Origin of the sequence: Caulobacter sp. Root487D2Y (genome assembly GCF_001427165.1) — a bacterium.
Lineage (GTDB): Bacteria > Pseudomonadota > Alphaproteobacteria > Caulobacterales > Caulobacteraceae > Caulobacter.
This window is the reverse complement of sequence record NZ_LMFD01000010.1, coordinates 438,270-463,529: the sequence shown is the minus strand read 5'-3', so window position 1 is coordinate 463,529 and position 25,260 is coordinate 438,270. Positions and strand designations below refer to the sequence as shown.

Sequence of the window (25,260 nt, the reverse complement as noted above, 5' to 3'; positions counted from 1 at the left end):
ATGCTCATGCTAGGGATTCGGAAACGGCGTTCTTGGAGCACACCCATGCTGAATCGCAGAGGCCTAATCGGCGCGTCCCTTGCCGGACCGGCCATCATCGGCGTGGGCGCGGCGAGCGCCGCCGATGAAGCGGGCGGCATCCAACTGACCAAGCCCTGCGTGATCTCCACCTGGGACTTCGGCGTGCCGGCCAACCAGGCGGCCTGGGCGATCCTGAGCAAGGGCGGCCGGGCGCTGGACGCAGTGGAGGCCGGCGCTCGCATCCCCGAGCAGGATCTGAAGAACCACAGCGTCGGCCGCGCCGGCTATCCCGACCGCGACGGGCACGTCTCGTTGGACGCCAGCATCATGGACGAGCAGGGCAATTGCGGCGCGGTCGCCGCCCTGGAGCACATCGCCCATCCGATCTCTGTGGCTCGGGCGGTGATGGAGAAGACCCCGCACGTCCTGCTGGTCGGGGCCGGCGCCCTGCAGTTCGCTCAGGAGCAGGATTTCCCGCGCGAAGCGCTGCTGACGCCGGAATCCCGCGCCGCCTGGGAGGCTTGGCGCAAGGAGGCCAAGTACGCGCCCAAGGCCAACAGCGAGGTCGGCGACTACGGCAAGACCTCGGGCCAGTTGGGCACGCCCGGCGGCAAGGGCAATCACGACACCATCGGCATGTTGGCCCTCGACGCCCACGGGAACCTGTCGGGCGCCTGCACCACCAGCGGCATGGCCTGGAAACTGCGTGGCCGGGTCGGCGACAGTCCGATCGTCGGGGCCGGGCTCTATGTCGACAACGACGTCGGCGCGGCCACCTCCACCGGCGTCGGCGAGGAGGTGATCCGCAACGTCGGCAGCTTCCTGGTCGTGGAACTGATGCGCCAGGGCCGCTCGCCCCAGGACGCCTGCAAGGAGGCCGTGGCGCGGATCCTGAAAAAGAAGCCGCGGGCCAAGGACATCCAGGTGGGGTTCCTGGCGCTGAGCAGGACCGGCGAGGTCGGGGCCTGGTCGATCCAGAAGGGCTTCAGCTACGCCCTGTGCGACGCGGCGCGGCAGGACCGCCTGGTGGCGGGGGAGAGCTTCTACTGAGGCTGTCTAGGCCGCCACGCTGCGCGACAACATGTCGGCCAGGGCCGAGGCCTCGATAGGCTTGGGCAGGACGTCATCCATGCCGGCTTGCCGATAGGCCTCCACCTCATGAGTGAGCACGCTGGCGGTGACGGCGATGATGGGCGTCCTGTCGCGGCCGGCGGCCGCCTCTTCCGCGCGGATCATCCGGGTGGCTTCGACGCCGTCCAGGTCGGGCATGTGGACGTCCATGAAAATCGCGTCCCAGGCCTGGCGACGCCAGGCCTCGACCGCTTCCCTGCCGCTGGCCGCGAAGCCGCATTCGACGCCGAAGGGCTCCATCAGGGCGGCGAGGATGCGACGGTTCACCGGGTTGTCGTCCACCACCAGCAGCGAGGCCGGCGCGCCCTCCTGGGCCACGACGTCCTCGACTTCGACGAGCGGGGCGGAGCCGACCACGGCCGGAATCGGCGCGCTGAAGTCGAACCGCGCCCCGATGCCCCGCGCCGACGCCACGCGCAGCGAGCCCCCCATCTGTTCGGCGAGCTCGCGGCCGATGGCCAGGCCGAGGCCGATGCCGCCGACCTCGCGCGTCGATGAACTGTCGACCTGGACGAAGCGCTGGAAGATCGTCTCGTGATCCTTGGCGGCGATGCCGATCCCCGTGTCGATGACCGAGACCGTGAGATGTTCGTCGTCGCCGCCGATCTTGACGGTCACGCCGCCCTGGCGCGTGAACTTCAAGGCGTTGGCGATGAGGTTGCCGATGATCTGGCGAAGCCGATCCGGGTCGCCGCGCCGGAACGGCGCCATGTCCGGCTGCACGGTGACCAGGAACGAAAGGCCACGGGCGTCGGCCAGGGGTTGGAAGATCTGCCGAAGATCGTTCACGAACGTCTCGAGCGCGAACACGTTCGGCCGCAGCTGCAGCGCGCCGGCTTCGATCTGCGAAATGTCGAGAATGTCGTCGATCAGCTGCCGCATGACCCGAGACGCCGTCTGGATGCTCGCGACACGGGTTCTCTGCGGCGGGGTGAGATCCTCCCGGGCCAGCAATTGGCCCTCGCCGAGAATGGCGTTCAACGGCGTGCGCATTTCGTGGCTCACCGTGGCCAGGAACTGCGACTTGGCGCGGTTGGCGACCTGGGCTTCCTCGGTCATGCGCTCCAGCTCGATCGTGCGGGCCCGGACGCTGCTTTCGAGGTTCTGATTGAGGCAGTTGGTCTGGTGGTTGCGGCGTGCGATGTCCTCGAGCAGTTCGCGGTTCTCGTCGCGCAAGCGCAGGGCGTCGACCAGCAGGGCGTGGTTGTTGCGATGGCCCAGCATCATGACCACCCAGAAGATGACGCCGAGAACGCCCAGGGTGGCGTCCACGCCGCGCACGCTGATCAGGGTCAGGGAGGCGGGCAGAAGGATCAGGGAAACATAGATCCGGCCGGTCCACTTCAGAGGCGACAGGACGCCCGTCGCGCCGCCGGCCAGGGCGGACAGCACGATGATCAGCACGTAGCGCGCGTCGACGCTGTCCAGGGGAATCCTCACGCAGGCCAGCAAGGCCCACAATCCCGCGCTGAGGATCAGGCCCAGGCTGTGGACTTGAGCCAGAAGCGAAAGGTGGTCGGCCAGGAAGCGCCCGCGAAGCGCTCCACCCAGCAGCCGGTCGGTCACGAGGCGAGCCGCCAGCAGGGTCAGGACCACCGCCAGCCAGACCAGTCGGAAAGGTCGCTCCGCGGGCTGCGCGACCGCGCAGACGCCGATCGCGGCGGCGGCCTGCACCGCCATCGTCGCCGAGGCGTTGCGATGCGCGTGTCCGATCAGCGCGAGCTTGATGGGGTCGCTTCGGAGTCGATCCCCTATTTGCGCAGCTCGCATGTCGTTCCGCCCGTCCAACAACCGTTTGGATTTATAGGATCAGGGGCGCTGAACGACGTTACGCAAAATTGGCGACAGAACGCCGCAGAGCTTGGCCTTAGAGGCCGGGCGGCCTCGGGCGTGGATAGGTTGCGCCCAGGGAGGGCCGTTACTCAAATCCCCGCATGGTCCCCCACTCCCCAAACGGCTCTCGCCGCGAGCGCCAGTTGTTCACGGCCGCGGTCTCGTCGCGATAGCCAAGGGCCATGCCGCAGAACAGCATGTGGTCGGCCGGAAGGTCGATGAACGTCGCCACCAGCTTGCCGTAGACCGACCAGAACTCCTGGGCGCAGGTGTCCAGCCCCCTTTCGACCGCCAGCAGCATCAGGGTCTGCATGTACATGCCGATGTCCGACCACTGCGGCGGGCCGCAGTCACGGTGGACCGAGAAGAACAGGGCCGCCGGCGCGCCGAAGAACTCGGCGTTCTGGGCGAACTGCTGCAGTCGGCCCAGCTTGTTCTCGCGCGGGATGTTCAGCGCGCCGTAGAGATCCTCGCCGACTTGGTAGCGGCGGGTGCGCAGGGGCTCCCACAGGTTGGGCGGATAGACGTGGTATTCCGGCTCGTCGCGGTCCATCAGCCGCGAGGCGACCAGGGCCTTGAACTCCTTCAGCGGCTCGCCGGCCAGGGCGTGCACCACCCAGGGCTGGAGGTTCCCGCCCGACGGGGCGCGGGCGGCGGCCTCGAGCAGTTCGCGCACCACCGCGCCGGGCACCGGGTCGGGCCTGAAGGCGCGAACCGACATCCGGCGTTGGACGGCTTTGGACACGGTGCGGAAGTCGGTCATCAAGGCCTCGCTAACGGATGCGCGGCTATCCCCGCGACAGAGGCTTGGTTAGCATCCGGCCGCAACGTCAAGGCAAGCGGGAGATTTCGTGCGGGTTCTGCTGCGTAACATCCTGGTCGCGCTGTTCATCGTGCTGGTCGCCGGGCCGGTGCTGACGGTGATCGTCTATCGCTTCGTGCCGCCGCCCGCGACGCCGCTGATGGTCATCCGCCTGGCCGAGGGCAAGGGCTGGAACCACCATTGGCGGCCGATCGGCGAGGTCTCGCCAGCCCTGCCGCGCGCCCTGATCGCCGCCGAGGACGCCCGGTTCTGCGACCACCACGGCTTCGACTTCGAGGCCCTGCAGAAGGCCTACGAGAACAACGGCAAGGGAAAAAAGATCCGCGGCGGCTCGACCATCAGCCAGCAGACCGCCAAGAACGTCTTCCTGTGGCAGGGCCGCTCCTATTTCCGCAAGGGACTGGAGGCCTGGTTCACGGTGCTGATCGAGACGTTCTGGGGCAAGAAGCGGATCATGGAGGTCTATCTGAACTCCATCGAATACGGCCCCGGCATCTATGGCGCGGAAGCCGCGTCGCGGACCTATTTCAAGGTCGGGGCCGACAGGTTGACCCAGCAGCAGTCGTCGCGGCTGGCGGCGATCCTGCCCAGCCCCCTGAAGTGGAAGGCGGTCAATCCGGGGCGCTATGTGAAGAAGCGCTCCAGCCGGATCGGCAAGGCTTCGGGTGCTGTGCGCCGCGACGGCCTGGCGGCCTGCGTGGCTTAGTTTCGGTTGTCATCCCGGATCGGCGCGCTACGCGCTTGTCCGGGATGACAGGTTTTGCGGAAGGACAGGCCATGATCGCTCCCGGACCGACCCTGGAAACCAAGCGGCTGATCCTGCGCCCTCCCGCCACGGAGGATCTCGACGGCTGGGCGGAGCTGATGGCCGATGCGGACGCCGCGCGCTTCATCGGCGGGCAGATGAGCCGGTCCCAGACCTGGCGAATGATGGCGACCATGGCCGGGTCCTGGGCGCTGAACGGCTTTGGCATGTTCTCGCTGATCGAGAAGGACACCGGCCTATGGGTCGGCCGCGTGGGCCCGTGGCGCCCCGAAGGCTGGCCGGGGACCGAGGTGGGCTGGAGCCTGCATCCCCGCGCCCACGGCAAGGGCTATGCGGTCGAGGCGACGACGGCGACCATGGACTGGGCCGTCGACCATCTGGGCTGGACGCGGCTGGTCCACTGCATCGACCCGGCCAACACGCCGTCGATCAAGGTGGCCCAACGGATCGGTTCGCGCTTCTTGGAAGCCGGAAACCTGCCCGAGCCTTACCAGGACGTCGAGATCCACCTGTGGGGGCAGACCGCGGACGAATGGAGGACGCGGCGGGCTCAAGCTCCCAACGGCCGCGCATAGGCCGCCCGGGCCCGGCCCGAGCGCACGAACACCCGCGTGATCCTCTCGTCGATGGTCCGGATGCGCACCGCGAAGTCGTCGGCGGCGTCCTCGATCTCGCCGGCGGTCAGGTCGTCGTGGAAGTCCAGGGTCACGCCCAGCAGGATCTCCTGCGGCCCCAGATGCATGCTCAGCACCTCGGCCACGGTGTCGACGCGCGGGTCGGCGGCCAGCATCTGGCGCACCTCTTCGACGATGCGCGGTGAGGCCGACTCGCCGGTCAGCAGGCTGCGGGTCTCGTTGGCCAGGAAGATCGCCACCAGCACCAGCAGGACGCCGATCGCCACCGAGGCCGCGCCGTCGGCCCAGGGGATCCCGAACACCGCCGAACCCGCCACGCCCAGCGCCGCGATCGCCAGGCCGGCCAGGGCGGCGCCGTCCTCCAGCAGCACGGCGAAGACCGAGGGGTCCTTGCTGCGGCGGATGGCGCGCAGGAGAGGCGTGCCGCGGGTCAGGACCCTGAACTCCTTCCAGGCCACCAGGAACGAGCCGCCCTCGAACAGGGTCGCCAGGCCGACGACCAGGAAATTGATCCAGGCGCGTTCGATGGGCTCGGGTCGAAAAATCTTGAGCACGCCCTCGTAGATCGAGAAGGCCCCGCCCAGGGCGAAGATCAGCAAGGCCACGACGAAGGCCCAGAAATAGACCTCCATGCCGTAGCCGAACGGATGGGTTTCGCTGGGCGGCTTGCGGGCCCTGGCCAGGCCCAGCAGCAGCAGGCCCTGGTTGCCCGTGTCGACGCTGGAGTGAATCGCTTCGGTCAGCATGGCCGAGGAGCCGGTGAGGGCGAAGGCGACGAACTTGGTGACGGCGATGGCCAGATTGCCGGCCAGGGCCGCGTAGACGACCATGGTCGAGCTGTTGTGGGTTCCCGTCGCGGCCATGCCGCCCGAACGCGGCGGCGAAGCGGCCCGTTCCCGGTCAGACCCGATTGTACGGATACCGGTCGCGGATCATCCGCTGGAAGAACCGACCCTTGGACGGCGCGCGCTCGAAGGCCTCGGTCACCCGGGGCGGCACCCCGACATAGACGTATTCGTCGCCGTCGTGGAACGTCACGTAGAGCTTGCCGTGCTCGGGCTCGTAGTCGATTTGGCGGATCGCCGTGGAGTCGACACGCATGGCTGAAAGCCTCCGCATGAGGATCGGTTTCAGACGGAAAAGCGCGTATCCGCCTTGGCCGGTTCCCCGGGGCCCGTCAGGCGCCTGTTTAGGGTGCAATCCCGCGCGAACAGGGCTGTAGTCGCGGATGCGAAAGGCTCCGCTTCACGGGAGCCGGGGGAGAAACGCACATGCAACCGCATTCCTGGGTCGCCGTCGTCACGCTGGTCGCCCTGCTCGTCTATGTCTGGATGGCGCTTGGCGTCGTCGGGGCGCGCCGCAAATGCGGGATCGACGCGCCGACCATGACCGGGGACCCCGTCCTCGAGCGTCATGTCCGCGTTCAGGCCAACACCCTGGAATGGCTGCCGCTGTTCCTGCCGTCGCTGTGGCTGTTCGCGATCTACTGGAGCGACCTGGCCGCCACCATCCTCGGCGTGGTCTGGATCGTCGGGCGGATCATCTACGCCCTCGGCTACGTGGCCGATCCGGGCAAGCGCGAGGCCGGCTTCATCATCCAGGCCCTGGCGACGGCGATCCTGCTGTTCGGCGCCCTTGGCCGCGTCATCTGGATGCTGGCGACGCTCGGCGCCTGAACCTTCCTTGGAGCGTGACAGCCGAAACCGGCATCCACCGTCGGCTGTCACGCTTTCTGGCCCGACGGGCGAGGCTTGGCTATGACGCCAGAATGACCCTTCCCGTCGATCCCGCCCGCTACAGCGCCTTCCTGGTGACGATGTTCGTCATGGCCATCACGCCGGGGCCGGCCAACCTGTTCGCCATCGCCACCGGCATGCAGAAGGGCAAGGGCGCGGCTCTGCTGGGCGTGGCCGGCATGAACGTCGCCACCCTGGTCTGGTTCGCCTGTTCGGCCCTGGGCCTGGGCGCGCTGATCATCGCCTTCCCGAAGGCCTTCCACCTGCTGGCCCTGGCCGGCGCGGTCTATCTGGTCTGGCTAGGCGTCAAATCGATCCGCGCGGGAATACAGGACAAGGGCGGCGCGGGCGAAACCCACCGGTCGTTCCGCATGGGCCGCTCGGCGTTCCGCGACGGTTTCGCCGTGCAGATCGCCAACCCCAAGATTCTGCTGTTCTTCACCGCGGTCCTGCCGCCGTTCATTGACGTGCATCGGCCGCTGGCCCCGCAGCTGGTGATGTTCGCCGCCGCCACCATTGGCATGGATCTAATCAGCATGAGCAGCTACGGTCTGGGCGGCGCCGCGCTGGCCTCGCGGATGAACGAGCCGGGCTTCCGGAAGGGCTTCGCGATTGTCGTCGGCGTGCTGCTGATCACCGCCGCCGGGCTGATCGTCTCGCGCGGTTGATCACAAGGTTGAAACGCAAGGGCCTTGGCGAAACCACAAAGCTGCGCCATGCATTTATACTGATGGGACGAAACGGCTCTTTTCGCCAAGTTTCCTAGTGAAGGGATGCGCCATGATTATTCGCAAGACGATCGCCGGCAAGGCCAGGCTGGTCGCTGCCTTGGCGCTCGCCGCCCTCCTGACGGCCTGCGCCACCGCTACTCCCTACCAGCCGAACGTCGCCGGTCAGAAGGCCGCCGGCGGCTTCTCCGACAGGCGGCTGGAAAGCGACCGCTATCAGGTCAATTTCGCCGGCAACAGCGTGACCTCGCGTGAAACCGTCGAGCGCTACCTGCTCTACCGGGCGGCCGAGGTCACCGTGCAGGCGGGCTATGACTGGTTCGAGACCGCCGACCGCCGCACCGACCGCTCGGCCCGCGCCGTGATCGACAACTTCGGCTACGGCTGGGGCGGTTACGGCTATGGCTACGGCGGCTATCCGTACGGCTACTGGCGCCCGGCCTGGCGGGGCTACTACGGCGGTTACGGCGGCTATTGGGGTCCGTGGGGCGACCCGTTCTGGGGCGGGACCACCGAGATCCGCACGATCGAGAAGTTCCAGGCCAGCGCCGAGATCCTGCTCCACAAGGGCCCCAAGCCCGCTGGGGACCCGCGCGCCTACGACGCTCGCGAGATCATGACCAATCTGGCTCCGACGATCCTGCGTCCGGTCCCGCCGGCGGGCTGATCGAGTTCGAACGGCGCGATCTTGGGCCTCCCCTCGCGGGGAGGCCCTTTTCGTTTTTAGCGCGGGGCCATGCGGATGCCGCCGTCCAGGCGCACGTCCTCGCCGTTGAAATAGCCGCAGGTGATCATCGTCAGGGCCAGTTGGGCGTATTCTTCCGGATTGCCCAGGCGCTTGGGGAACGGCACCGAGGCGGCCAGGGCGGCCTTCACATTCTCGGGCGCGCCGTTCATCAGCGGGGTGTTGAAGATGCCCGGCAGGATGGTGTTGACGCGGATGCCGTCGTTCATCAGGTCGCGGGCGATCGGCAGGGTCATGCCGATGACGCCGCCCTTGGACGCCGAATAGGCGGCCTGGCCGACCTGGCCGTCCTCGCCCGCCACGCTGGCGGTGTTGACGATCGCGCCGCGCTCGCCGTCGGCCAGCGGCTCCAGGTCCAGCATGCCCTTGGCCGACTTGGCGATGCAGCGGAACGTGCCGACCAGGTTGATCTGGATGATCATGTTGAAGGCGTCGAGCGGGAAGTGCTTGGCCTCGCCGGTGGCCTTGTCGCGGCTGGCGGTCTTGATGGCGTTGCCGGTGCCGGCGCAGTTGACCAGGATCCGCTCCTGGCCGTGGGCGGCGCGGGCCTTCTCGAAGCCGGCGTCGACGTCGGCGTCCGACGTCACGTTGACCTTGCAGAACACCCCGCCGATCGCCTTGGCCACGTCTTCGCCCTTGGCCTCGTTCATGTCGAAGATCGCGACCTTGACGCCCTGGGCGGCCAAGGCGCGGGCGGTGGCTTCGCCGAGGCCCGAGGCGCCTCCAGTGACCACGGCGGCGACGGTGCTATCGAGTTTCATGGACGTTTCCTCACGACTTGCGTTTAATTGAACCTTGAGGAGCGGTTTAACCCGATGAGCGCCGACGCCAAACCATCCCCTGACGTCAACCCCGAAGCCAACGCCCGCGAGGTGCTGGATCCGAAGAAGGCGCTCGTGCCGGCCGCGGTGCGGGTCAACGAGCAACGAGTGGCGCGCGGCTTCTGGCCGAAGATCCGCAAGGTGGCGTCCAAGATCCCGTTCGCGGCCGACGCCCTGTCGCTGTGGTGGTGCGCCAAGGACCCGACCACTCCGACCGCCGCCAAGGGCATGATGTTGGCGGCCCTGGCCTATTTCGTCCTGCCCACCGACGCCATTCCCGACGTGCTGCCGGCCATCGGCTTCACGGACGACGCGGCCGTCATCGCGGCCTTGATCGCCATCCTCGGCAAGAACATCAAGCCGCGCCACAAGGACGAGGCCAAGACCTTCCTGGCCAAGCTCGGCGCGGACGATTGATCTGGTGGACGCTTCGTAGGCCGCCGCCATGACCCTGTTCGAGACCCGTCCGATCACCGTATCGATCGCCCGCCCGGCCGCCGAGGTCTATGCCTTCGCTCGGCGGCCCGAGAGTTTTCCCAAGTGGGCCGCCGGCCTCGGCGCGGGCCTGACCCGCGACGGCGACCGCTGGATCGCCCACGGTCCGGACGGCGACGTCCAGGTGCGGTTCTCGCCCGAGAATGTCCACGGCGTCCTCGATCATTGGGTGACCCTGCCGGACGGGACGGAGCTGTCCATCCCGTTACGGGTCGTGGCCAACGGCGACGGAGCCGAGGTGACCCTGACCCTGTTCCGCCCGCCGGGCATGGATGACGCGGCGTTCGAGCGCGACCAGGGCATGGTCGCCCAGGACCTGGCGAGACTGAAGGCTTTGCTGGAAGCATGATCACCCTCCGAGGACCCCGCCCCGGCGACTATGGCTGGATCGTCCAGCGGCATGGCGTTCTGTATGCGGAGGAAGAGGGCTGGGACGCCCGGTTCGAGGGGCTGGTGGCCGGCGTCGTGGCCGAGTTCATCAAGGGCTTCGATCCTGCGCGCGAAGCCTGCTGGATCGCCGAACACGATGACGGACAAGGGGGCAGGCCGGTCGGCTCGATCCTGCTGGCCCGCGAAAGCGACACGGTCGGGCGTCTCCGCCTGCTGCTGGTCGAGCCTTCGGCGCGGGGACTGGGCGTGGGCGAGAGGCTGGTGGCCGAATGCGTGGGTTTCGCCCGATTGATCGGCTACCGGGAGGTGGTGCTCTGGACCCAGAGCAACCTGCTGCCGGCCCGCCGCCTCTACGAGCGAGCCGGCTTCGTGCTTGAGGACAGCTGGCCCTATGACGGGTTCGGCGAGGGACTGATCTCGGAAACCTGGCGGCTGCGGTTGTCATAAGGCCGCGCCCTTCTTCGCCTTTCCGACATTGGAACGATCCGCTCCGAGCCGGGTTTGGCCGTCACCCCGGGCGCATCAGGAGTGGCGGACATGGACAGCTTCAAGACCGACGTCGGCAACGGCGGCGAGACCCACCAGCGCGTGCCGGAAAAGGGGCCTCACGATCCCGAAGGCCACCTGACCACCAACCAGGGCATCCGGGTCTCCGACAACCAGAACCAGCTGAAGTCCGGCGAGCGCGGCCCGGTGCTGCTGGAGGACTTCGTTCTTCGCGAAAAGATCTTCCACTTCGACCACGAGCGGATCCCGGAGCGGATCGTCCATGCCCGCGGGTCGGCCGCCCACGGTTTCTTCGAGCTCTATGAGTCGCTGTCGGACTTGACCAAGGCCGACATCTTCCAGCGGGCCGGCGAGAAGACCCCGCTGTTCACGCGCTTCTCGACCGTGGCCGGCGGGGCCGGCAGCGTCGACACCCCGCGCGACGTGCGCGGCTTCGCGGTGAAGTTCTACACCAAGGAGGGCAACTGGGACCTCGTCGGCAACAACATCCCGGTGTTCTTCATCCAGGACGCCATCAAGTTCCCCGACCTGGTCCATTCGGTGAAGATGGAGGCCGACCGCGGCTATCCGCAGTCCGCCACCGCCCACGACACCTTCTGGGACTTCATCAGCCTGATGCCGGAAAGCACCCACATGATCATGTGGGCGATGAGCGATCGGACCATCCCCCGGTCCTTGCGGACCATGGAAGGCTTCGGCGTCCACACGTTTCGGTTCGTAAGCGCGGCCGGCAGGTCGACCTTCGTCAAGTTCCACTGGAAGCCCAAGCAGGGCGTGGCCTCGACGATCTGGGACGAGGCGGTGAAGCTGGCCGGCGCTGACCCGGACTTCCAGCGCCGCGACCTGTTCGAGGCCATCCAGCGCGGCGACTTTCCCGAATGGGAGCTGGGCATCCAGACCTTCGACCAGGCCTTCGCCGACGGCCTGCCGTTCGACGTGCTGGACCCCACCAAGATCATTCCGGAGGAGGTGCTGCCGGTGCGGATCGTCGGCCGCATGGTGCTGGACCGCTGGCCCGACAACTTCTTCGCCGAGACCGAACAGGTGGCCTACTGCCCGGCCAACATCGTGCCGGGCGTCGACTTCACCAACGACCCGCTGCTGCAGGGTCGGCTGTTTTCCTATCTGGACACCCAGAAGAGCCGGCTGGGCACGGCTAATTTCCACCAGATCCCGATCAACGCGCCCAAGTGCCCGGTGATGAACTTCCAGCGCGATGGGCAGATGCAGATGCTGCAGCCCAAGGGCCGAGCCAACTACGAGCCCAACAGCCTGGCCGAGACGGCGGGCGAGGTGACCGGGCCGCGCGAATGCCCGATGACGGGGTTCACGACCTTCCAGACGGCCGACGGCCCCAGCGAGCAGGGCGACAAGTTGCGGATCCGGCCCGAAAGTTTCGCCGACCACTACAGCCAGGCGCGATTGTTCTTCCGCTCGCTGGATCCGGCCGAGCAGGCCCACTTGGCCTCGGCCCTGGTGTTCGAGCTTTCGAAGGTCGGCATCGAGGCGGTGCGCACGCGGATGATGTCCAACCTGGTCAATGTCGATCCGGACCTGGCCACGCGAGTCGGGGCGGGCCTGAACATGCCCGTGCCCAAGGCCTCGAAGTCGGCGGCGCCCGTGCAGGACCTGGACCCCTCTCCGGCCCTGCGGATCGTCAACGGCCCGCGCGCGCCCAAGGACATCAAGGGCCACGTGATCGGGATCCTGATCGCCGACGGTTCGGACGGCGCGGCGGTCAACAAGCTGAAGGCCGCGATCAGCAAGGCCGGCGCCGTGTCCAAGGTCATCGCCCCGAAAATCGGCGGAGCCAAAGGCGCGGACGGGGTCTTGATCCCGGCCGACGGCCAACTGGCCGGGACGCCCTCGGTGACCGTGGACGCCATCGCCGTGGTGCTGTCCGACACCGGCTGCGCGGCGTTGCTGAAGGAGGCGGCGGCCGTGCAGTTCGTGATGGACGCCTTCGGGCATCTGAAGGCGATCGGCGCCACCGATGCGGCCAAGCCGCTGCTGGACAAGGCGGGCGTCGAGCCGGACGAAGGCGTGGTCGGCCTGGGCGCGGACTTCATCGCGGCGGCGGCCAAGCGGTTCTGGGATCGGGAGCCGAAGGTGCGGACGCTGGCTTAGGGGCGCACGCACTTGCCCCCACCTGACCGCCTCGCGGTCTGTAGGGGGCAAGTGCTAGCCGCACTAGCCCATGAGGTGCTCCCGCCAAGCCTCCCGCAGCACCTTCTTGTCGATCTTGCCCGTCGCCGTCAGCGGCACGGCGGCGAACACCACGTCGTCCGGCGTCCACCATTTGACGATTCGGGGCGCCAGGTAGTCCAGCACGTCGGCCTTGGCCACCGACGCTCCCTCGTGGGCCTCGATCACCAGGAGCGGCCGTTCCTCCCATTTGGGATGCGGCACGCCCACGACGGCGGCGATCTTCACGCCCGGACAACCGGCGGCGATGTTTTCCAGGTCGATCGAGCTGATCCATTCGCCGCCCGACTTGATGACATCCTTCTGGCGGTCGGTGATGCGCATGAAGCCGTGCTCGTCCAGGGTGGCGATGTCGCCGGTGTCGAACCAGCCGTCGTCCTGGGCAGCGTCGGCGTCCTGGCGGTAGTAGCGGCGCACCACCCAGGGGCCGCGCACCTTCAGGGCGCCCGAGGTCTCGCCGTCGCGCGGCGCCTCGGCCCCGTCCTCGGTCTCGACCCGCAGCTCGATGCCGAACTGCAGCCGGCCCTGGCGGGTCCAGATCGCCTCGTTCATCGCGTCCTCGCCCAGCGCCGCCAGGGACGGGGTCGGGGTGGCGACCACGCCGATCGGGCAGGTCTCGGTCATGCCCCAGATCTGCAGCACGTCGACGCCGTACTTCGTCTTGAAGGTCTCGGCCATGGCGCGCGGCACGGCGCTGCCGCCGATCACAACCCGCTTGAGACTGTCCGGCCGCTGGCCGGTCTGCTCCAGCCAGGCCAGGTACATGGTCCAGATCGTCGGCACCCCGCCGGTGAAGGTGACGCCCTCGCCCTGGATCAGTTCGTGCAGGGAGGCGCCGTCCATCTTGTCGGCCGGCAACACCAGCTTGGAGCCGCAGATCGGCGCGGTGAACGGCACGCCCCAGGCGGTGGCGTGGTAGAGGCTGGAGCAGGGCATCACCACGTCGAAGGCGGTCAGGCCGAACGCGCTGGCCAGGCCTCCGGCCATGGCGTGCAGCACCACGGCGCGGTGCGAATAGAGCACCCCCTTGGGGTCCCCCGTGGTGCCCGAGGTGTAGCAGAGGAAGGCCCCGGCGTTCTCGTCCAGCCCCGCCTTGTCCAGCCCGGGCCAGTCGAAGGTCTCGGCCTCCCCGGCGATCAGGGTCTCGTACGAGGTCGCCCCGACCCCCGCGTCATGGGTCCGCTCGGCGTCCGAAAGCATGACGAAGGTCTTCACCGTGGTCAGGCGTGGGGCGAGGCGGGCCACCAGCTCGGCGAAATTACGGTCGAACAGCAGCACCCCGCTGGCCGCGTGGTTGATCGTGAAGATGATCTGCTCGTCCGACAGCCGGGGATTGGCGGTGTGCAGCACCGCGCCCAGGCCGGGCACGGCGTAGAACAGCTCCAGGTGCCGATGGGTGTTCCAGGCCAGGGACGTGACCCGGTCGCCGGACTTCACCCCCAGCCGGGTCAGGGCGTTGGCGGCCTGGGCCGCGCGGCGGGCCAAGCCCGCATAGTCGTAGCGCCAGACGGGCTCGTCGATCAGCCGGGACACGACCTCGCGCCCGCCGTGGGCGGCGGCCGCATAGCGCAGGATGCCGCTGATCAGCAGCGGCGCGGTCTGCATCAGGCCCGGGATCATGGGCGCCTCTCCCTTTTCTTGTTGGGAGGAGCCTAGGGCTTCGAACGGCTGTTGGGGAAGGGGCTTACAGCCCCTTCAGCACCGCGTCGCCCATCTGGACCGTCGTCAGCGAGCCGCCGAGGTCGCGGGTGCGGGCTCCGCCGTCCAGCGCCGCCTTGACCGCCGCCAGCAGGGCGTCGGCGGCGTCGGCGCGGTTCAGCGACCAGCGCAGGGCCATTTCGAACGACAGGATGGCGGCCAGCGGATTGGCGACGCCCTTGCCGGCGATGTCGGGGGCCGAGCCGTGGATCGGCTCGTAGAGGCCCGGCTTGCCCGCCGCGCCCAGCGCCGCCGAGGGCAGCATGCCCAGCGAGCCGGTCAGCATGGCGGCGGCGTCGGACAGGATGTCGCCGAACAGGTTGTCGGTGACGATGACGTCGAACTGCTTGGGGGCGCGGACCAGCTGCATGGCGCAGTTGTCGGCCAGGATGTGCTCCAGCTGGACGTCGGCGTAGTCGCGGGCGTGCAGGTCGGTGACCACCTGCTTCCAGAGCAGGCCGCTTTCCATGACGTTCGACTTCTCGGCCGAGGCGACGCGGTTGCCGCGGCCGCGGGCCAGCTCGAAGGCCACCCGGGCCACGCGCTCGATCTCGGCGGTGGTGTAGACCTGGGTGTCGACGCCGCGCTTCTGGCCGTTGCCGAGGTCTTCGATTCCCCGGGGCTGGCCAAAATAGACGCCGCCCGTCAGTTCACGGACGAACATGATGTCCAGGCCGGAGACCAGCTCGCGCTTGAGGCTGGAGGCGTCGGCCAGGGCCTCGAAGCAATAGGCCGGGCGCAGGTTGGCGTAGACGTCCATCGCCTTGCGCAGGTTCAGCAGGCCGGCCTCCGGGCGCAGGTGGCGCGGGGCGTTGGCCCATTGCGGGCCGCCGACCGCGCCCATCAGCACCGCGTCGCTGGCCAGGGCCGCGTCGCGGACCTCGTCGGTCAGCGGCGTTCCGTGAGCGTCGTAGCTGACGCCGCCATAGATCCGCTCCTCAAGGTTCAGGTCGGGCGTGAGGGCGGCAGCCACCCGCCGCACCTGGGCGCAGACCTCGGGGCCGATCCCGTCGCCGGGCAGGAGCAGGAGCGTGGACATCGGAAGGCTCTCTTTAGATTTCGCGGTAGTCGGAGACGTCATACGACGCCATGCGGCGGTCGTGGACGCCCAGTTCGGGGAAGCAGGCGCGCCAGGCGGCCATGTGCGGGCTGGCGCGATGGAAGGCCAGTGCCGCCTCGTCGACGAAGTGCTCGAACACCCGGATCAGGCCAGGGTCCAGGGGATCCTCGCTGAGGGCGTAGTCCAGGCAGCCCGGCTCGCCCCGGCTGCCCTCGACCTGGGCCTTCAAGTGCGGACGCAGGTCGGCCAGGCGTTCGGGCGCGACGCGGATGGTTCCGGCCAGGATGAGGGTCATCAGGCTTCCAGCCAGGGACGATCCAGCGCCCGCTTGCTCTCATAGACGTCGATGTCGGCGCCGTGCATCAGCGTCTCGCCGATGAAGTCCAGGCCCTTGAGCATCTTGTCCTTGCGCACGGGATCGATGTCGAAGTGGAAGCTCTTGCCCGAGGGCGAGATCACGGTCTGGGCTTCCAGGTCGATGCTGACCATGTGGTTGCCGCCCTTGGCCTCGTCCATCAGCTGGGCGACTTCCTCGGGCTTCAGCACCACCGGCAGCAGGCCGTTGTTGAAGCAGTTGTTGTTGAAGATGTCGGCGAAGCTGGTCGAGATCACGCACATGATCCCGAAATCCATCAGCGCCCACGGGGCGTGCTCGCGCGACGACCCGCAGCCGAAGTTGTCGCCGGCGATCAATACGGACGAGCCCTTGTACTCCGGCCGATTGAGCACGAAGTCGGCGTTCTCCTTGCCCTCGCCGTCGAAGCGGAAATCGTAGAACAGGCCCTTGGCCAGGCCCTCGCGCTCGACCGTCTTGAGGAACTGCTTGGGGATGATCTGGTCGGTGTCGATATTGGCCAGCGACAGGGGCGCGGCGCGGCCGTCGAGACGGGTGAAGGCCTGCATCAGACAGTCTCCTCGAGCAGGGTGCGCACATCGACCAGGTGGCCGGCGATCGCCGCCGCCGCCGCCATGGCCGGCGAGACCAGGTGGGTGCGGCCGGCACGGCCCTGGCGGCCCTCGAAGTTGCGGTTGCTGGTCGAGGCGCAGCGCTCTTGCGGCTGCAGCTTGTCGGGGTTCATGGCCAGGCACATCGAGCAGCCCGGCTCGCGCCAGTCGAAGCCGGCGGCCTTGAAGATGGCGTCCAGGCCCTCTTCCTCGGCCTGTTCCTTGACCAGGCCCGAGCCCGGCACGACCATGGCCTTGACGTGCGGGGCCACCAGGCGGCCATGCAGGAAGGCTTCCTGCACCACGGCGGCGGCGGCGCGCATGTCCTCGATCCGGCTGTTGGTGCACGAGCCGATGAAGACCCGGTCGATACGGGCTTCCGAGATCGGCTGGCCGGCGGTCAGGCCCATATAATCGAGCGCCCGGTGGGCGGCGGCGCGCTTGTCCGGGGTGGCGAAGCTTTCCGGATCGGGGACGTTGCCGGTCACCGGGATGACGTCCTCGGGCGAGGTGCCCCAGGTGACCATCGGAACCAGGGCCGAGCCGTCGATCACCACGGTGCGGTCGAAATGGGCGTCCTCGTCGCTGACGAAGCTCTTCCAGTAGGAAAGCGCCATGTCCCAGGCCGCGCCCTTGGGAGCCGAGGGCTTGCCCTGGATATAGGCGAAGGTCTTGTCGTCCGGCGCGACCAGGCCCGCCTTGGCGCCGCCCTCGATGGTCAGGTTGCAGAGGGTCATACGGCCTTCCATCGACAGGTCGCGGACCACGTCGCCGGCGAACTCGATGACATAACCGGTGCCGCCGGCCGTGCCGATCTCGCCGATCACGGCCAGGGCCACGTCCTTGGCGGTGACGCCGGGGCCCAGCCGGCCGTCGACGCGGACCAGCATGTTCCGGGCCTTCTCCTGGCGCAGGGTCTGGGTGGCCAGGACGTGCTCGACCTCGGACGTGCCGATGCCGTGGGCCAGGGCCCCGAAGGCGCCGTGGGTCGAGGTGTGGCTGTCGCCGCAGACGATGGTCATGCCCGGCTGGGTGCGGCCCTGCTCGGGACCGACCACGTGGACGATCCCGTTGCGGATGTCGCCCATGGGGAAGAACTCGATGCCGTTGTCCTGGACGTTGCGGGCCAGGGTCTTCAGCTGCAGGCGCGCTTCCTCGTCCGCCACCGCGTCGACGCCCAGGGCCTGGCCCTCGGTCGGGATGTTGTGGTCGGCCACGGCGAGCGTGCGGTCGGGCCGGCGCACCTTGCGGCCGGCCGCGCGAAGCCCGGCGAAGGCCTGCGGGGTGGTGACCTCATGGATGAGGTGCAGGTCGATATAGAGGATCGCCTCGCCGTTGGTTTCGCTGACGACGTGGGCGTCCCAGATCTTGTCGTAGAGGGTCTTGCGTGCGCGGGTCATGATACCCGCGCATCTAGGCCCTGGGGACGGGCGCGTAAAGCGAGGAACGCCGAAAATTCACGTTCACCGGCCGGTGACGCGATCAATCCTGCCCCAAGGGCGCCGCATGCGGACGTTTTGACGCAGTTTCTTGCCTCTGAACACCGCCACGGGGCCTGAAATGGAAAGAGGGCGCGCTCTGTGGCGCGCCCTCATATCAAATTTCCTTCAGTGGCCATGACGCCGTTTCTGAAGAGGGCCACTCCCTTGCAAGGGGGCGGTCTATAAGCCCGTCGCAGAGCGGTGGGGGTGCATTCACCAAACACCAAAGAACGATGTTTTGTCAATATATTCGTGCGGTTGCACTGAAGCTTGACCATGCAAACCCCGGCTGCTCGCCGAAAAACCGCCCAAAGAAAAAGGCCCCGGCGTTTCCGCCAGGGCCTCGTTCAATTCGCTGGAAGCGAGCCCTATTCGGCGGCCTCGGTCTTGCGGACGTTCGAACGCTCGGCGATGCGGGCCGACTTACCGCGACGGTCGCGCAGGTAGTACAGCTTGGCGCGACGGACGACGCCGCGACGCTTGACTTCGATGCTTTCGATGCTCGGCGAGAGCAGCGGGAACAGACGTTCCACGCCTTCGCCGAACGAGATCTTGCGGACAGTGAAGCTCTCGTGCACGCCGCCGCCCGAACGGGCGATGCAGACGCCCTCGTAGGCCTGGACGCGCTCGCGCTCGCCTTCCTTGATGCGGACGTTGACGCGCAGGGTGTCGCCCGGCTCGAACTCGGGGATGGCGCGGGCGGCCAGCAGACGCTGGGCTTCTTCGCGCTCGAGTTCCTTGATGATGTTGATCGCCATAACTCTAGTCTCCTTTGGGCTTACCCGTTTTCGGGCCGCCTTTTGCCTGTTGATTGGCGAGATGCGCTTCCCAGAGATCTGGACGCCGCTCGCGGGTGGTTTCTTCACGCATGCTGGTCCGCCACTGGGCCACCTTCTTGTGGTCGCCCGACAGCAGCACCTCGGGGATATTCAAACCTTCGAACGTCCGCGGTCGCGTGTACTGCGGATGCTCGAGGAGGCCGTCCTCGAAGCTTTCTTCCTGCGTGCTCTCGAAATTGCCCAGAACCCCTGGAGCCAATCGAACGCACGCCTCGATCACGACCATCGCCGCCGCCTCGCCACCGGCTAGAACGGCGTCTCCGACCGAGACTTCCTCGAACCCCCGGGCGTCGAGCACCCGCTGGTCCACCCCCTCGAAACGGCCGCACAGGACGATGACGCCCGGAGCCTTGGCCCATTCCTTGACGCGCGCCTGGGTCAGGGGCCGACCCCGGGCGCTCATGTACAAAAGCGGCCGCCCACCGACCTCCACGCTGTCGAGCGCGGCGGCGATGACGTCCGCTTTTAGCACCGCTCCCACGCCGCCACCCGCGGGGGTGTCGTCGAGGAAGCCGCGCTTATCCTTGGAAAACCCCCGAATGTCCAGTGTTTCCAATCGCCACAGGTCCTGCTCCTTCCACGACGTGCCGATCAGCGAGACGCCGAGCGGGCCGGGAAAGGCCTCGGGGAACATGGTCAGGACGGTGGCGGTGAACGGCATGGGCGCTCCATAGCGCCCAAAGCCGCCAAAAATCTAGTTAGAGCAATCTAGGTCAGGATGGTTTTGGGCAGGGGTTTGCCGGCCTCGGCGGGCATCAGCGGCGGGGTCAGCTTGACCGGCTCGCTGGTCATGTCCGCGGGCGGCGCGACGTGATGCACGGGGGCCACGGCCAGCACGGCGGCGGTGGTCAGGGTGGCGGCGACGAGCGCCGTACCGACACGGATCTTCTTCCATGAAACCATGGGAAACGGACATCCTGCTGTTTTCTGGTTGCCCAAACCAAAGCCCGGGAGAGGAGGAGGTTCCCGTTTTTCAGCCCTGGCGGACGCTCTGCCTCTAGGTGAAGCAATCGACCTCGCCAAGGCGGCAATACGACGCGTTCGCCGCATTTCGCCGAACGCCGTCTTCGCGAGCAGCCGCCGCCAACGGATGTCAGCAGCGGGTCATCAAGGTCCGATTTCCGCGAGACGACTAGGGCTGGATTGCTCAATAATCCGGCCGCCTGATCCCCTGGGAGCCGCCGTCATGACCACGACCGCCGATCGCTTTCACGCCCTGCACGCCGGTCCTGACGTGCTGGTCCTGCCCAACGCCTGGGACGCGGCCAGCGCCGCACTGATGGAGGACGCCGGGGCCCGGGCGGTCGCCACCTCCAGCGCCGCCGTGGCCTGGGGCCGGGGCTATGCCGACGGCGACGCCCTGCCGGTCTCGGTCCTGATCGACGTGGTCGCCGGGATCGCCCGGGTGATCAAGGTTCCGCTGACCGCCGACATCGAGGGCGGCTACACCGACGACCTGCCGACCCTGGCGGAGACCATCAAGGCGGTGGTCGGGGCCGGGGCGGTCGGCGTCAACCTGGAAGACGGCCTCCGCGATCCGACGCTTCACGCCCGCAAGGTCGAGACCGCCCGAACCGCCGCCGGCCAGGCGGGCGTGAACCTGTTCATCAACGCCCGCACCGACGTCTATCTGAAGGGGCTGGCCGGGGGCGAGGCGGCCCTGGCCGAGACTCTGCGCCGCGCGGCGCTCTACGCCGAGGCCGGCGCCAGCGGCATCTTCGTGCCGATGCCGGTCGAGGAGGACCTGCTGTCGAAGCTGGCGGCCGGCATCGCCCTGCCGGTCAACGCCATGGGCCGCCCGGGCATGCCCTCGGCCAGCCGCCTGGCGCGGCTGGGCGTGCGCCGCCTGAGCTCGGCCACCGGCCCGTTCCGCGCCGCCTACGGCGCGATGCTGGCGGCGACCCGGACCTATCTGGAGGACGGCGACACCACCGGTTTCGCGGCCTCGGGCAAGGACCTGCCCGACCTCAACGACCGGTTCGGCTAAGGCTTGGCGGAGGGCGCGGGCGGGGTTGAGGGCGCGTCAGCGGGCGGGTCCTGCCAGTTGAACCGGATCGGCAGCACGATCGGCAGGCCGTCCAGCGGTTCGCCCTCCTTGCTCCAGGGGTTCATCGCCATCAGCTTGGCCGCCTCCATGGCCGCCGCCCCGAAGTCCAGGCCGACAGGATCCTCGCGCCGAACCTGGCAGTCGGTCAGCTCGCCCCGGATGTCGACGACGCAGGCGACCACGCCCGTGCCGGTCCTGACTCCGGCCTTCAGCGCCGCCTTGGGATAGGCCAGGGCCATGCCCTCGGCGGTCATGGTGCGAGTCCATTTCGGCTTGGTGATCTTGCGGGTGTCGGGACCCGCCGGATCCCGGAAATGGAAGGGCACATCGACGGTGTAGCTGCTCAGGGTCTTGACCTGATCTGGGGCGAAGGCGACCCCGAAGGCAGGCGCCAGGGAGCGCGCCGCCTTGCCGAAGCCCTTGTCCGCCGGGATTTCGGACAGGGTCCGGCAGAACTTCAGACCGCCCGTCCTGTTCAGTTCACAACGCAGCGTCACTTGACCGTTGGCGACGCCCGTGGCCTCGATGGGCCAGGCAGCGCGGACCTGCGCGCTAGTCGGAGTGCTGGTCCACGGCGGATCCAGAACTAGGCTGTTCACCGGGCCGTTAGGCATGGGCGCGTTTTCGAAGCCGTCCCAGTGGACGGGGATGGTGACCTCGCCTTCCACGGGCTTGCCGCCCCGGATCTTCGGCGTCATGCGGAACAGCGGCGAAAGCGCCAAGGCCGCGGCGCCGAAGCCCATGTTCTCCGGCGACTGTAGAGTGACCTGACAATCGCGCAGAAAGCCCTCTTCGTTCACCTTGCACTTGATCTCGGCTCGGGCGTTCGCCGGCGGCCTGTTTCGCGCCGCGACCGGATAGACGCCCATCAGCTGCGAAGCCGTGGGCTTGGTCGCCCAATCGGCGTTGGAATCGCCCGGCGCCAAGAACGAGAACCAGCTGTCGAACCGCTTGCCCACGATCGAAACGCCCATGGCGTCGCGGGTCTTGACCCGTTCCTTGGTCACCAGCGTCAGGGCGGCCTCGCCGAAGCCCATGCCGACGGGGTCTTCCTCAGCGACCTTGCAATCGACCTCGCGGCCCTCCCCGTCGGCCGTGCAGTCCAGTCTGACCGAGCCGGAAATCTTTTGGTCGAAGGCGGCCTTGGGGTAGGCCGCCTGGCGTTCGGCGTCGGTCACTTTGCGGGCCGTCTGCGCCATGACCCTCTCTTCGGCCATCGCCGCGCCGCTCGCTCCAGCCGTCGCGACCGCCGCCAGAATCCAAATCCGCATCATTCCCCCAAACGCACAGCGCTCCGACGCACCCCGCGAGGCGACTTCCCAACTCATGGTCGTGTTTAAAGGGGCTCGGTCGCGAGCGCCAGTATGGCAACGTACGTCTCGGGTGTTCCCGCCTCGCTCCTGACCGCCTATCTTCCCGACCATGACCGACACGCTCGCGCCCGATTCCGCCGCTCCGCCAGAAGCAGACCGCCCGCTGACCCAGGACGGCCCCGCCGTGCGGCTGTTCCTGGTCGACGGCTCGGCCTATCTGTTCCGCGCCTATCACGCCCTGCCGCCGCTGACCCGCAAGAGCGACGGCCTGCCGGTGGGCGCGGTCCAGGGCTTCTGCAACATGCTGTGGAAGCTGATGCGCGACATGCAGGGCGACGCGCCCACCCACCTGGCGGTGATCTGGGACCATTCCGAGAAGACGTTCCGGAATAACCTCTATGACAAGTACAAGGCCCACCGCCCGCCGCCGCCCGAGGACCTGATCCCACAGTTCCCGCTGGTGCGCGAGGCGACCCGCGCCTTCGGCGTTCCGGCCATCGAGCTGCCCGGCTACGAGGCCGACGACCTGATCGCCGCCTATGCCTGCAGGGTCCGCGATCTGGGCGGCGAGGCGGTGATCGTCTCGTCCGACAAGGACCTGATGCAGCTGGTCGGCGAGGGCGTGTCGATGTTCGACCCGATGAAGGGCGCGCGCATTGACCGCGAGCAGGTGTTCGAGAAGTTCGGCGTCTATCCCGAGCGGGTGGTCGACGTGCAGTCGCTGTGCGGCGACAGCGTCGACAACGTGCCCGGCGCCCCGGGCATCGGTATCAAGACCGCCGCTCAGCTGATCAACGAATACGGCGACCTCGACACTCTGCTGGCCCGGGCCGGCGAGATCAAGCAGCCCAAGCGCCGCGAGACCCTGATCGAATTCGCCGACCAGATCCGCCTGTCGCGCCAGCTGGTCCAGCTGGACTGCGACACCCCGCTGCCCGAGCCGATCGATGACCTGGTCGTGCGCGAGCCGGACAAGCAGGTGCTGGCCGACTTCCTGGAGCTGATGGAGTTCCGCTCCCTGGCCCGTCGGGTCGGCGACGGCAACGCCGCCGCCGCGCCGCGCACCCTCGATCGCCCGCCCAGCGCCCCGACCGCGCCGGTGCTCGGCGTGTCCTACATGGGCGCCGCGGCCCGGGCGGCGGCCAATCCGGTGGCCGAACCGGCCAACGTCGACACCGCCTCCTACGTCCGCATCCAGGACATCGAGACCCTGAACGCCTGGGTCGCCAAGGCGACGGCCAAGGGGATCGTGGCTTTCGACACCGAGACCGACGCGCTCTCGTCGGCCACGGCCGGCCTGTGCGGCGTGTCGCTGGCCATCGCGCCGGGCGAGGCCTGCTACATCCCGGTCGGCCACTGCGAGAAGGACGGCCTGGCCCTGGAGGCCGCCGCCGACCTCGTCCAGATTCCTCTGGAAGAGGCGATCGCCGCCCTGAAGCCGCTGCTGGAGGATCCGGCGGTGCTGAAGGTGGCCCAGAACGCCAAGTACGACATCGCCGTCCTGGCCCGTCACGGGATCGATGTGGGTCCGATCGAGGACACCATGCTGATCAGCTACGTGCTGGAGGCCGGACTGCACGGCCACGGCATGGACGAGCTGTCGGAGCTGTGGCTGGGCCACAAGCCCATTCCGTTCAAGCAAGTGGCCGGGACCGGCAAGGCGCAGATCAGCTTCAAGCACGTGGGCCTGAACGAGGCGACCGCCTATGCCGCCGAGGACGCCGACGTCACCCTGCGGCTCTACAACGTGCTCAAGCCGCGCCTGGCCCGCGAGGGTCTGCTGACGGTCTACGAGACCCTGGAGCGCCCGCTGCCGGCCGTGCTGGCGGCGATGGAGAACGACGGCATCCGCGTCGATCCCGAGACCCTGCGCCGGCTGTCCAACGAGTTCTCGATGCGCATGGTCCAGTACGAGGCCCGGGCGCAGGAACTGGTCGGCCGGCCGTTCAACCTGGGCAGCCCCAAGCAGATCGGCGACGTGCTGTTCGGCGAGATGGCGCTGAAGGGCGGCAAGAAGACCGCCACCGGCCAGTGGTCGACCGACAGCGACGTGCTGGAGGCCCTGGCCCTGGAGCACGAGCTGCCGCGCGTGCTGCTCGACTGGCGCCAGCTGTCCAAGCTGAAGGGCACCTATACCGAAAACCTGATCGCGGCGATCGCGCCGGGCGGCGGCAACCGGGTGCACACCTCCTACGCCCTGGCCTCGACCACCACGGGCCGGCTGTCGTCGTCCGACCCCAACCTGCAGAACATCCCGATCCGCACCGAGGAAGGTCGCAAGATCCGCAAGGCCTTCATCGCCGCGCCGGGCAAGGTGTTGATCAGCGCCGACTACAGCCAGATCGAGTTGCGCCTGCTGGCCCACATCGGCGACATCCCCCAGCTGAAGAAGGCCTTCCAGGAGGGGCTGGACATCCACGCCATGACCGCGTCGGAGATGTTCAACGTGCCGATCGAGGGCATGCCCAGCGAGGTGCGCCGCCGGGCCAAGGCGATCAATTTCGGCATCGTTTACGGCATCAGCGCGTTCGGTCTGGCCAACCAGCTGTCGATCCCGCAGGGCGAGGCGGGCGCTTACATCAAGACCTATTTCGAGCGCTTCCCGGGGATCCAGGCCTATATGGAGGCGACCAAGGCCTTCGTGCGCGAGCACGGCTATGTCACCACCATCTTCGGGCGGAAGATCAACATCCCCGACATCGGCGGCAAGTCGGTGGCCCACCGGCAGTTCGCCGAGCGGGCGGCGATCAACGCCCCGATCCAGGGCGCGGCGGCCGACGTGATGCGCCGGGCCATGGTCCGCATGCCGGGCGCGCTGAAGGCGGCCGGCCTGTCGTCGCGCATGCTGCTGCAGGTGCACGACGAACTGGTTTTCGAGGCGCCCGAGGCCGAAGCCGAGGCCACCTGCGCCGTCGCCCGCCAGGTCATGGAGACCGCGGCCGAACCGGCGGTGGCCATCACCGTGCCGTTGACGGTCGAGGCCCGAGCCGCCGCCAACTGGGACGAGGCCCACTGACGAGTCTCGCCGGGTCGAAATTTTT

The 25,260-nt window shown here is 68.1% G+C and carries 26 protein-coding genes; 12 read left to right on the top strand and 14 right to left on the bottom strand.

All coding sequences use genetic code 11. The annotated features are described in order from the left end of the window. Positions 1–45 precede the first annotated feature (45 nt). Positions 46–1,071: a N(4)-(beta-N-acetylglucosaminyl)-L-asparaginase gene (locus ASD38_RS12035; protein ID WP_056460311.1), complete on the top strand. Its 1,026-nt coding sequence runs from the start codon at positions 46–48 to the stop codon at positions 1,069–1,071. Positions 1,072–1,077: 6 nt separating this feature from the next. Here the strand turns inward: ASD38_RS12035 and ASD38_RS12030 are convergent, their stop codons facing one another. Continuing rightward, entirely contained in the window at positions 1,078–2,832 is a 1,755-nt protein-coding gene (locus ASD38_RS12030; RefSeq protein WP_235523825.1) for an ATP-binding protein, read from the bottom strand. Between the two features lie 238 nt (positions 2,833–3,070). Next, positions 3,071–3,748: a nitroreductase gene (locus tag ASD38_RS12025; protein ID WP_056460308.1), complete on the bottom strand. Its 678-nt coding sequence runs from the start codon at positions 3,746–3,748 to the stop codon at positions 3,071–3,073. An 88-nt stretch (positions 3,749–3,836) separates the two neighbouring features. Here ASD38_RS12025 and mtgA point away from each other — a divergent pair, with 88 nt between their 5' ends. Both mtgA and ASD38_RS12015 read left to right on the top strand, forming a co-directional pair. Next, positions 3,837–4,514 (top strand): monofunctional biosynthetic peptidoglycan transglycosylase, encoded by a 678-nt coding sequence (gene mtgA / locus ASD38_RS12020; RefSeq protein ID WP_056440213.1) that lies wholly within the window; start codon positions 3,837–3,839, stop codon positions 4,512–4,514. Between the two features lie 71 nt (positions 4,515–4,585). Continuing rightward, on the top strand, positions 4,586–5,149 hold the full coding sequence (locus tag ASD38_RS12015; RefSeq protein WP_056460306.1) for a GNAT family N-acetyltransferase: 564 nt from the start codon (positions 4,586–4,588) through the stop codon (positions 5,147–5,149). Here ASD38_RS12015 and ASD38_RS12010 read toward each other — a convergent pair. Together ASD38_RS12010 and ASD38_RS12005 are read right to left on the bottom strand one after the other, a co-directional pair. After that, complete coding sequence (locus ASD38_RS12010) at positions 5,125–6,072, bottom strand: cation diffusion facilitator family transporter (RefSeq protein ID WP_056440217.1); 948 nt, start codon at positions 6,070–6,072, stop codon at positions 5,125–5,127. The genes ASD38_RS12015 and ASD38_RS12010 overlap by 25 nt on opposite strands. A gap of 37 nt (positions 6,073–6,109) precedes the next feature. Then, positions 6,110–6,310, bottom strand: a complete 201-nt coding sequence (locus ASD38_RS12005; protein ID WP_056440219.1) for a KTSC domain-containing protein — start codon at positions 6,308–6,310, stop codon at positions 6,110–6,112. A gap of 170 nt (positions 6,311–6,480) precedes the next feature. Between ASD38_RS12005 and ASD38_RS12000 the strand changes: the two genes are divergently transcribed. From ASD38_RS12000 to ASD38_RS11990, 3 genes are all read left to right on the top strand, one after another. Further along, a complete protein-coding gene (locus ASD38_RS12000; protein WP_056460304.1) occupies positions 6,481–6,885 on the top strand; it encodes an MAPEG family protein in 405 nt (134 codons plus the stop codon). A 92-nt stretch (positions 6,886–6,977) separates the two neighbouring features. Beyond that, on the top strand, positions 6,978–7,613 hold the full coding sequence (locus ASD38_RS11995; RefSeq protein ID WP_056460302.1) for a LysE family translocator: 636 nt from the start codon (positions 6,978–6,980) through the stop codon (positions 7,611–7,613). A 112-nt stretch (positions 7,614–7,725) separates the two neighbouring features. Then, complete coding sequence (locus tag ASD38_RS11990) at positions 7,726–8,340, top strand: CC0125/CC1285 family lipoprotein (RefSeq protein WP_056460300.1); 615 nt, start codon at positions 7,726–7,728, stop codon at positions 8,338–8,340. Between the two features lie 56 nt (positions 8,341–8,396). Here ASD38_RS11990 and ASD38_RS11985 read toward each other — a convergent pair whose 3' ends face one another. Beyond that, positions 8,397–9,179 (bottom strand): SDR family NAD(P)-dependent oxidoreductase, encoded by a 783-nt coding sequence (locus tag ASD38_RS11985; protein WP_056460298.1) that lies wholly within the window; start codon positions 9,177–9,179, stop codon positions 8,397–8,399. Between the two features lie 54 nt (positions 9,180–9,233). Here ASD38_RS11985 and ASD38_RS11980 point away from each other — a divergent pair, with 54 nt between their 5' ends. The 4 genes from ASD38_RS11980 (at position 9,234) to ASD38_RS11965 (ending at position 12,758) form a co-directional block, all read left to right on the top strand. After that, positions 9,234–9,656 (top strand): YkvA family protein, encoded by a 423-nt coding sequence (locus ASD38_RS11980; RefSeq protein ID WP_056440229.1) that lies wholly within the window; start codon positions 9,234–9,236, stop codon positions 9,654–9,656. 28 nt (positions 9,657–9,684) lie between these two features. Further along, the gene (locus tag ASD38_RS11975) at positions 9,685–10,083 is read left to right on the top strand and encodes a polyketide cyclase (protein ID WP_056460296.1); all 399 of its coding nucleotides are present in this window, start codon (positions 9,685–9,687) and stop codon (positions 10,081–10,083) included. Next, on the top strand, positions 10,080–10,571 hold the full coding sequence (locus ASD38_RS11970; RefSeq protein ID WP_056460295.1) for a GNAT family N-acetyltransferase: 492 nt from the start codon (positions 10,080–10,082) through the stop codon (positions 10,569–10,571). Before ASD38_RS11975 ends, ASD38_RS11970 begins: the two co-directional genes overlap by 4 nt. Positions 10,572–10,661: 90 nt before the next feature. Further along, positions 10,662–12,758 carry a catalase gene (locus tag ASD38_RS11965; protein ID WP_056460293.1) on the top strand — a complete coding sequence of 699 codons (2,097 nt, stop codon included), beginning with the start codon at positions 10,662–10,664 and terminating at the stop codon, positions 12,756–12,758. Positions 12,759–12,821: 63 nt separating this feature from the next. On the opposite strand, the gene ASD38_RS11960 is transcribed toward ASD38_RS11965, so the two are convergent. The 8 genes from ASD38_RS11960 to ASD38_RS11925 all read right to left on the bottom strand — a co-directional run bounded on the left by ASD38_RS11960 (position 12,822) and on the right by ASD38_RS11925 (position 19,762). Next, the gene (locus tag ASD38_RS11960) at positions 12,822–14,456 is read right to left on the bottom strand and encodes a long-chain fatty acid--CoA ligase (protein ID WP_056460291.1); all 1,635 of its coding nucleotides are present in this window, start codon (positions 14,454–14,456) and stop codon (positions 12,822–12,824) included. A 64-nt stretch (positions 14,457–14,520) separates the two neighbouring features. Beyond that, positions 14,521–15,573 (bottom strand): 3-isopropylmalate dehydrogenase, encoded by a 1,053-nt coding sequence (gene leuB, locus ASD38_RS11955; protein WP_056440239.1) that lies wholly within the window; start codon positions 15,571–15,573, stop codon positions 14,521–14,523. Positions 15,574–15,586: 13 nt separating this feature from the next. After that, positions 15,587–15,889: a putative quinol monooxygenase gene (locus ASD38_RS11950; RefSeq protein ID WP_056440241.1), complete on the bottom strand. Its 303-nt coding sequence runs from the start codon at positions 15,887–15,889 to the stop codon at positions 15,587–15,589. Further along, positions 15,889–16,497 carry a 3-isopropylmalate dehydratase small subunit gene (gene leuD / locus ASD38_RS11945; RefSeq protein ID WP_056440245.1) on the bottom strand — a complete coding sequence of 203 codons (609 nt, stop codon included), beginning with the start codon at positions 16,495–16,497 and terminating at the stop codon, positions 15,889–15,891. The genes ASD38_RS11950 and leuD overlap by 1 nt, the downstream gene beginning before the upstream one ends. Then, positions 16,497–17,939, bottom strand: coding sequence for a 3-isopropylmalate dehydratase large subunit (gene leuC / locus ASD38_RS11940; protein WP_056440247.1), 1,443 nt, complete (start codon positions 17,937–17,939; stop codon positions 16,497–16,499). Before leuC ends, leuD begins: the two co-directional genes overlap by 1 nt. Positions 17,940–18,388: 449 nt before the next feature. Next, entirely contained in the window at positions 18,389–18,778 is a 390-nt protein-coding gene (gene rplS, locus ASD38_RS11935; protein ID WP_156390679.1) for a 50S ribosomal protein L19, read from the bottom strand. Positions 18,779–18,782: 4 nt separating this feature from the next. Then, complete coding sequence (gene trmD / locus ASD38_RS11930; RefSeq protein ID WP_056440249.1) at positions 18,783–19,520, bottom strand: tRNA (guanosine(37)-N1)-methyltransferase TrmD; 738 nt, start codon at positions 19,518–19,520, stop codon at positions 18,783–18,785. Between the two features lie 47 nt (positions 19,521–19,567). Further along, the gene (locus tag ASD38_RS11925; protein WP_056440250.1) at positions 19,568–19,762 is read right to left on the bottom strand and encodes a hypothetical protein; all 195 of its coding nucleotides are present in this window, start codon (positions 19,760–19,762) and stop codon (positions 19,568–19,570) included. A 283-nt stretch (positions 19,763–20,045) separates the two neighbouring features. Here ASD38_RS11925 and ASD38_RS11920 point away from each other — a divergent pair, with 283 nt between their 5' ends. After that, positions 20,046–20,846: an isocitrate lyase/PEP mutase family protein gene (locus tag ASD38_RS11920; protein ID WP_056440252.1), complete on the top strand. Its 801-nt coding sequence runs from the start codon at positions 20,046–20,048 to the stop codon at positions 20,844–20,846. Here the strand turns inward: ASD38_RS11920 and ASD38_RS11915 are convergent. Then, the gene (locus tag ASD38_RS11915; protein WP_162250230.1) at positions 20,843–22,105 is read right to left on the bottom strand and encodes a TonB family protein; all 1,263 of its coding nucleotides are present in this window, start codon (positions 22,103–22,105) and stop codon (positions 20,843–20,845) included. The genes ASD38_RS11920 and ASD38_RS11915 overlap by 4 nt on opposite strands. 223 nt (positions 22,106–22,328) lie before the next feature. Here ASD38_RS11915 and polA point away from each other — a divergent pair, with 223 nt between their 5' ends. Next, a complete protein-coding gene (gene polA / locus ASD38_RS11910; RefSeq protein ID WP_156390678.1) occupies positions 22,329–25,235 on the top strand; it encodes a DNA polymerase I in 2,907 nt (968 codons plus the stop codon). Positions 25,236–25,260: the final 25 nt, after the last annotated feature.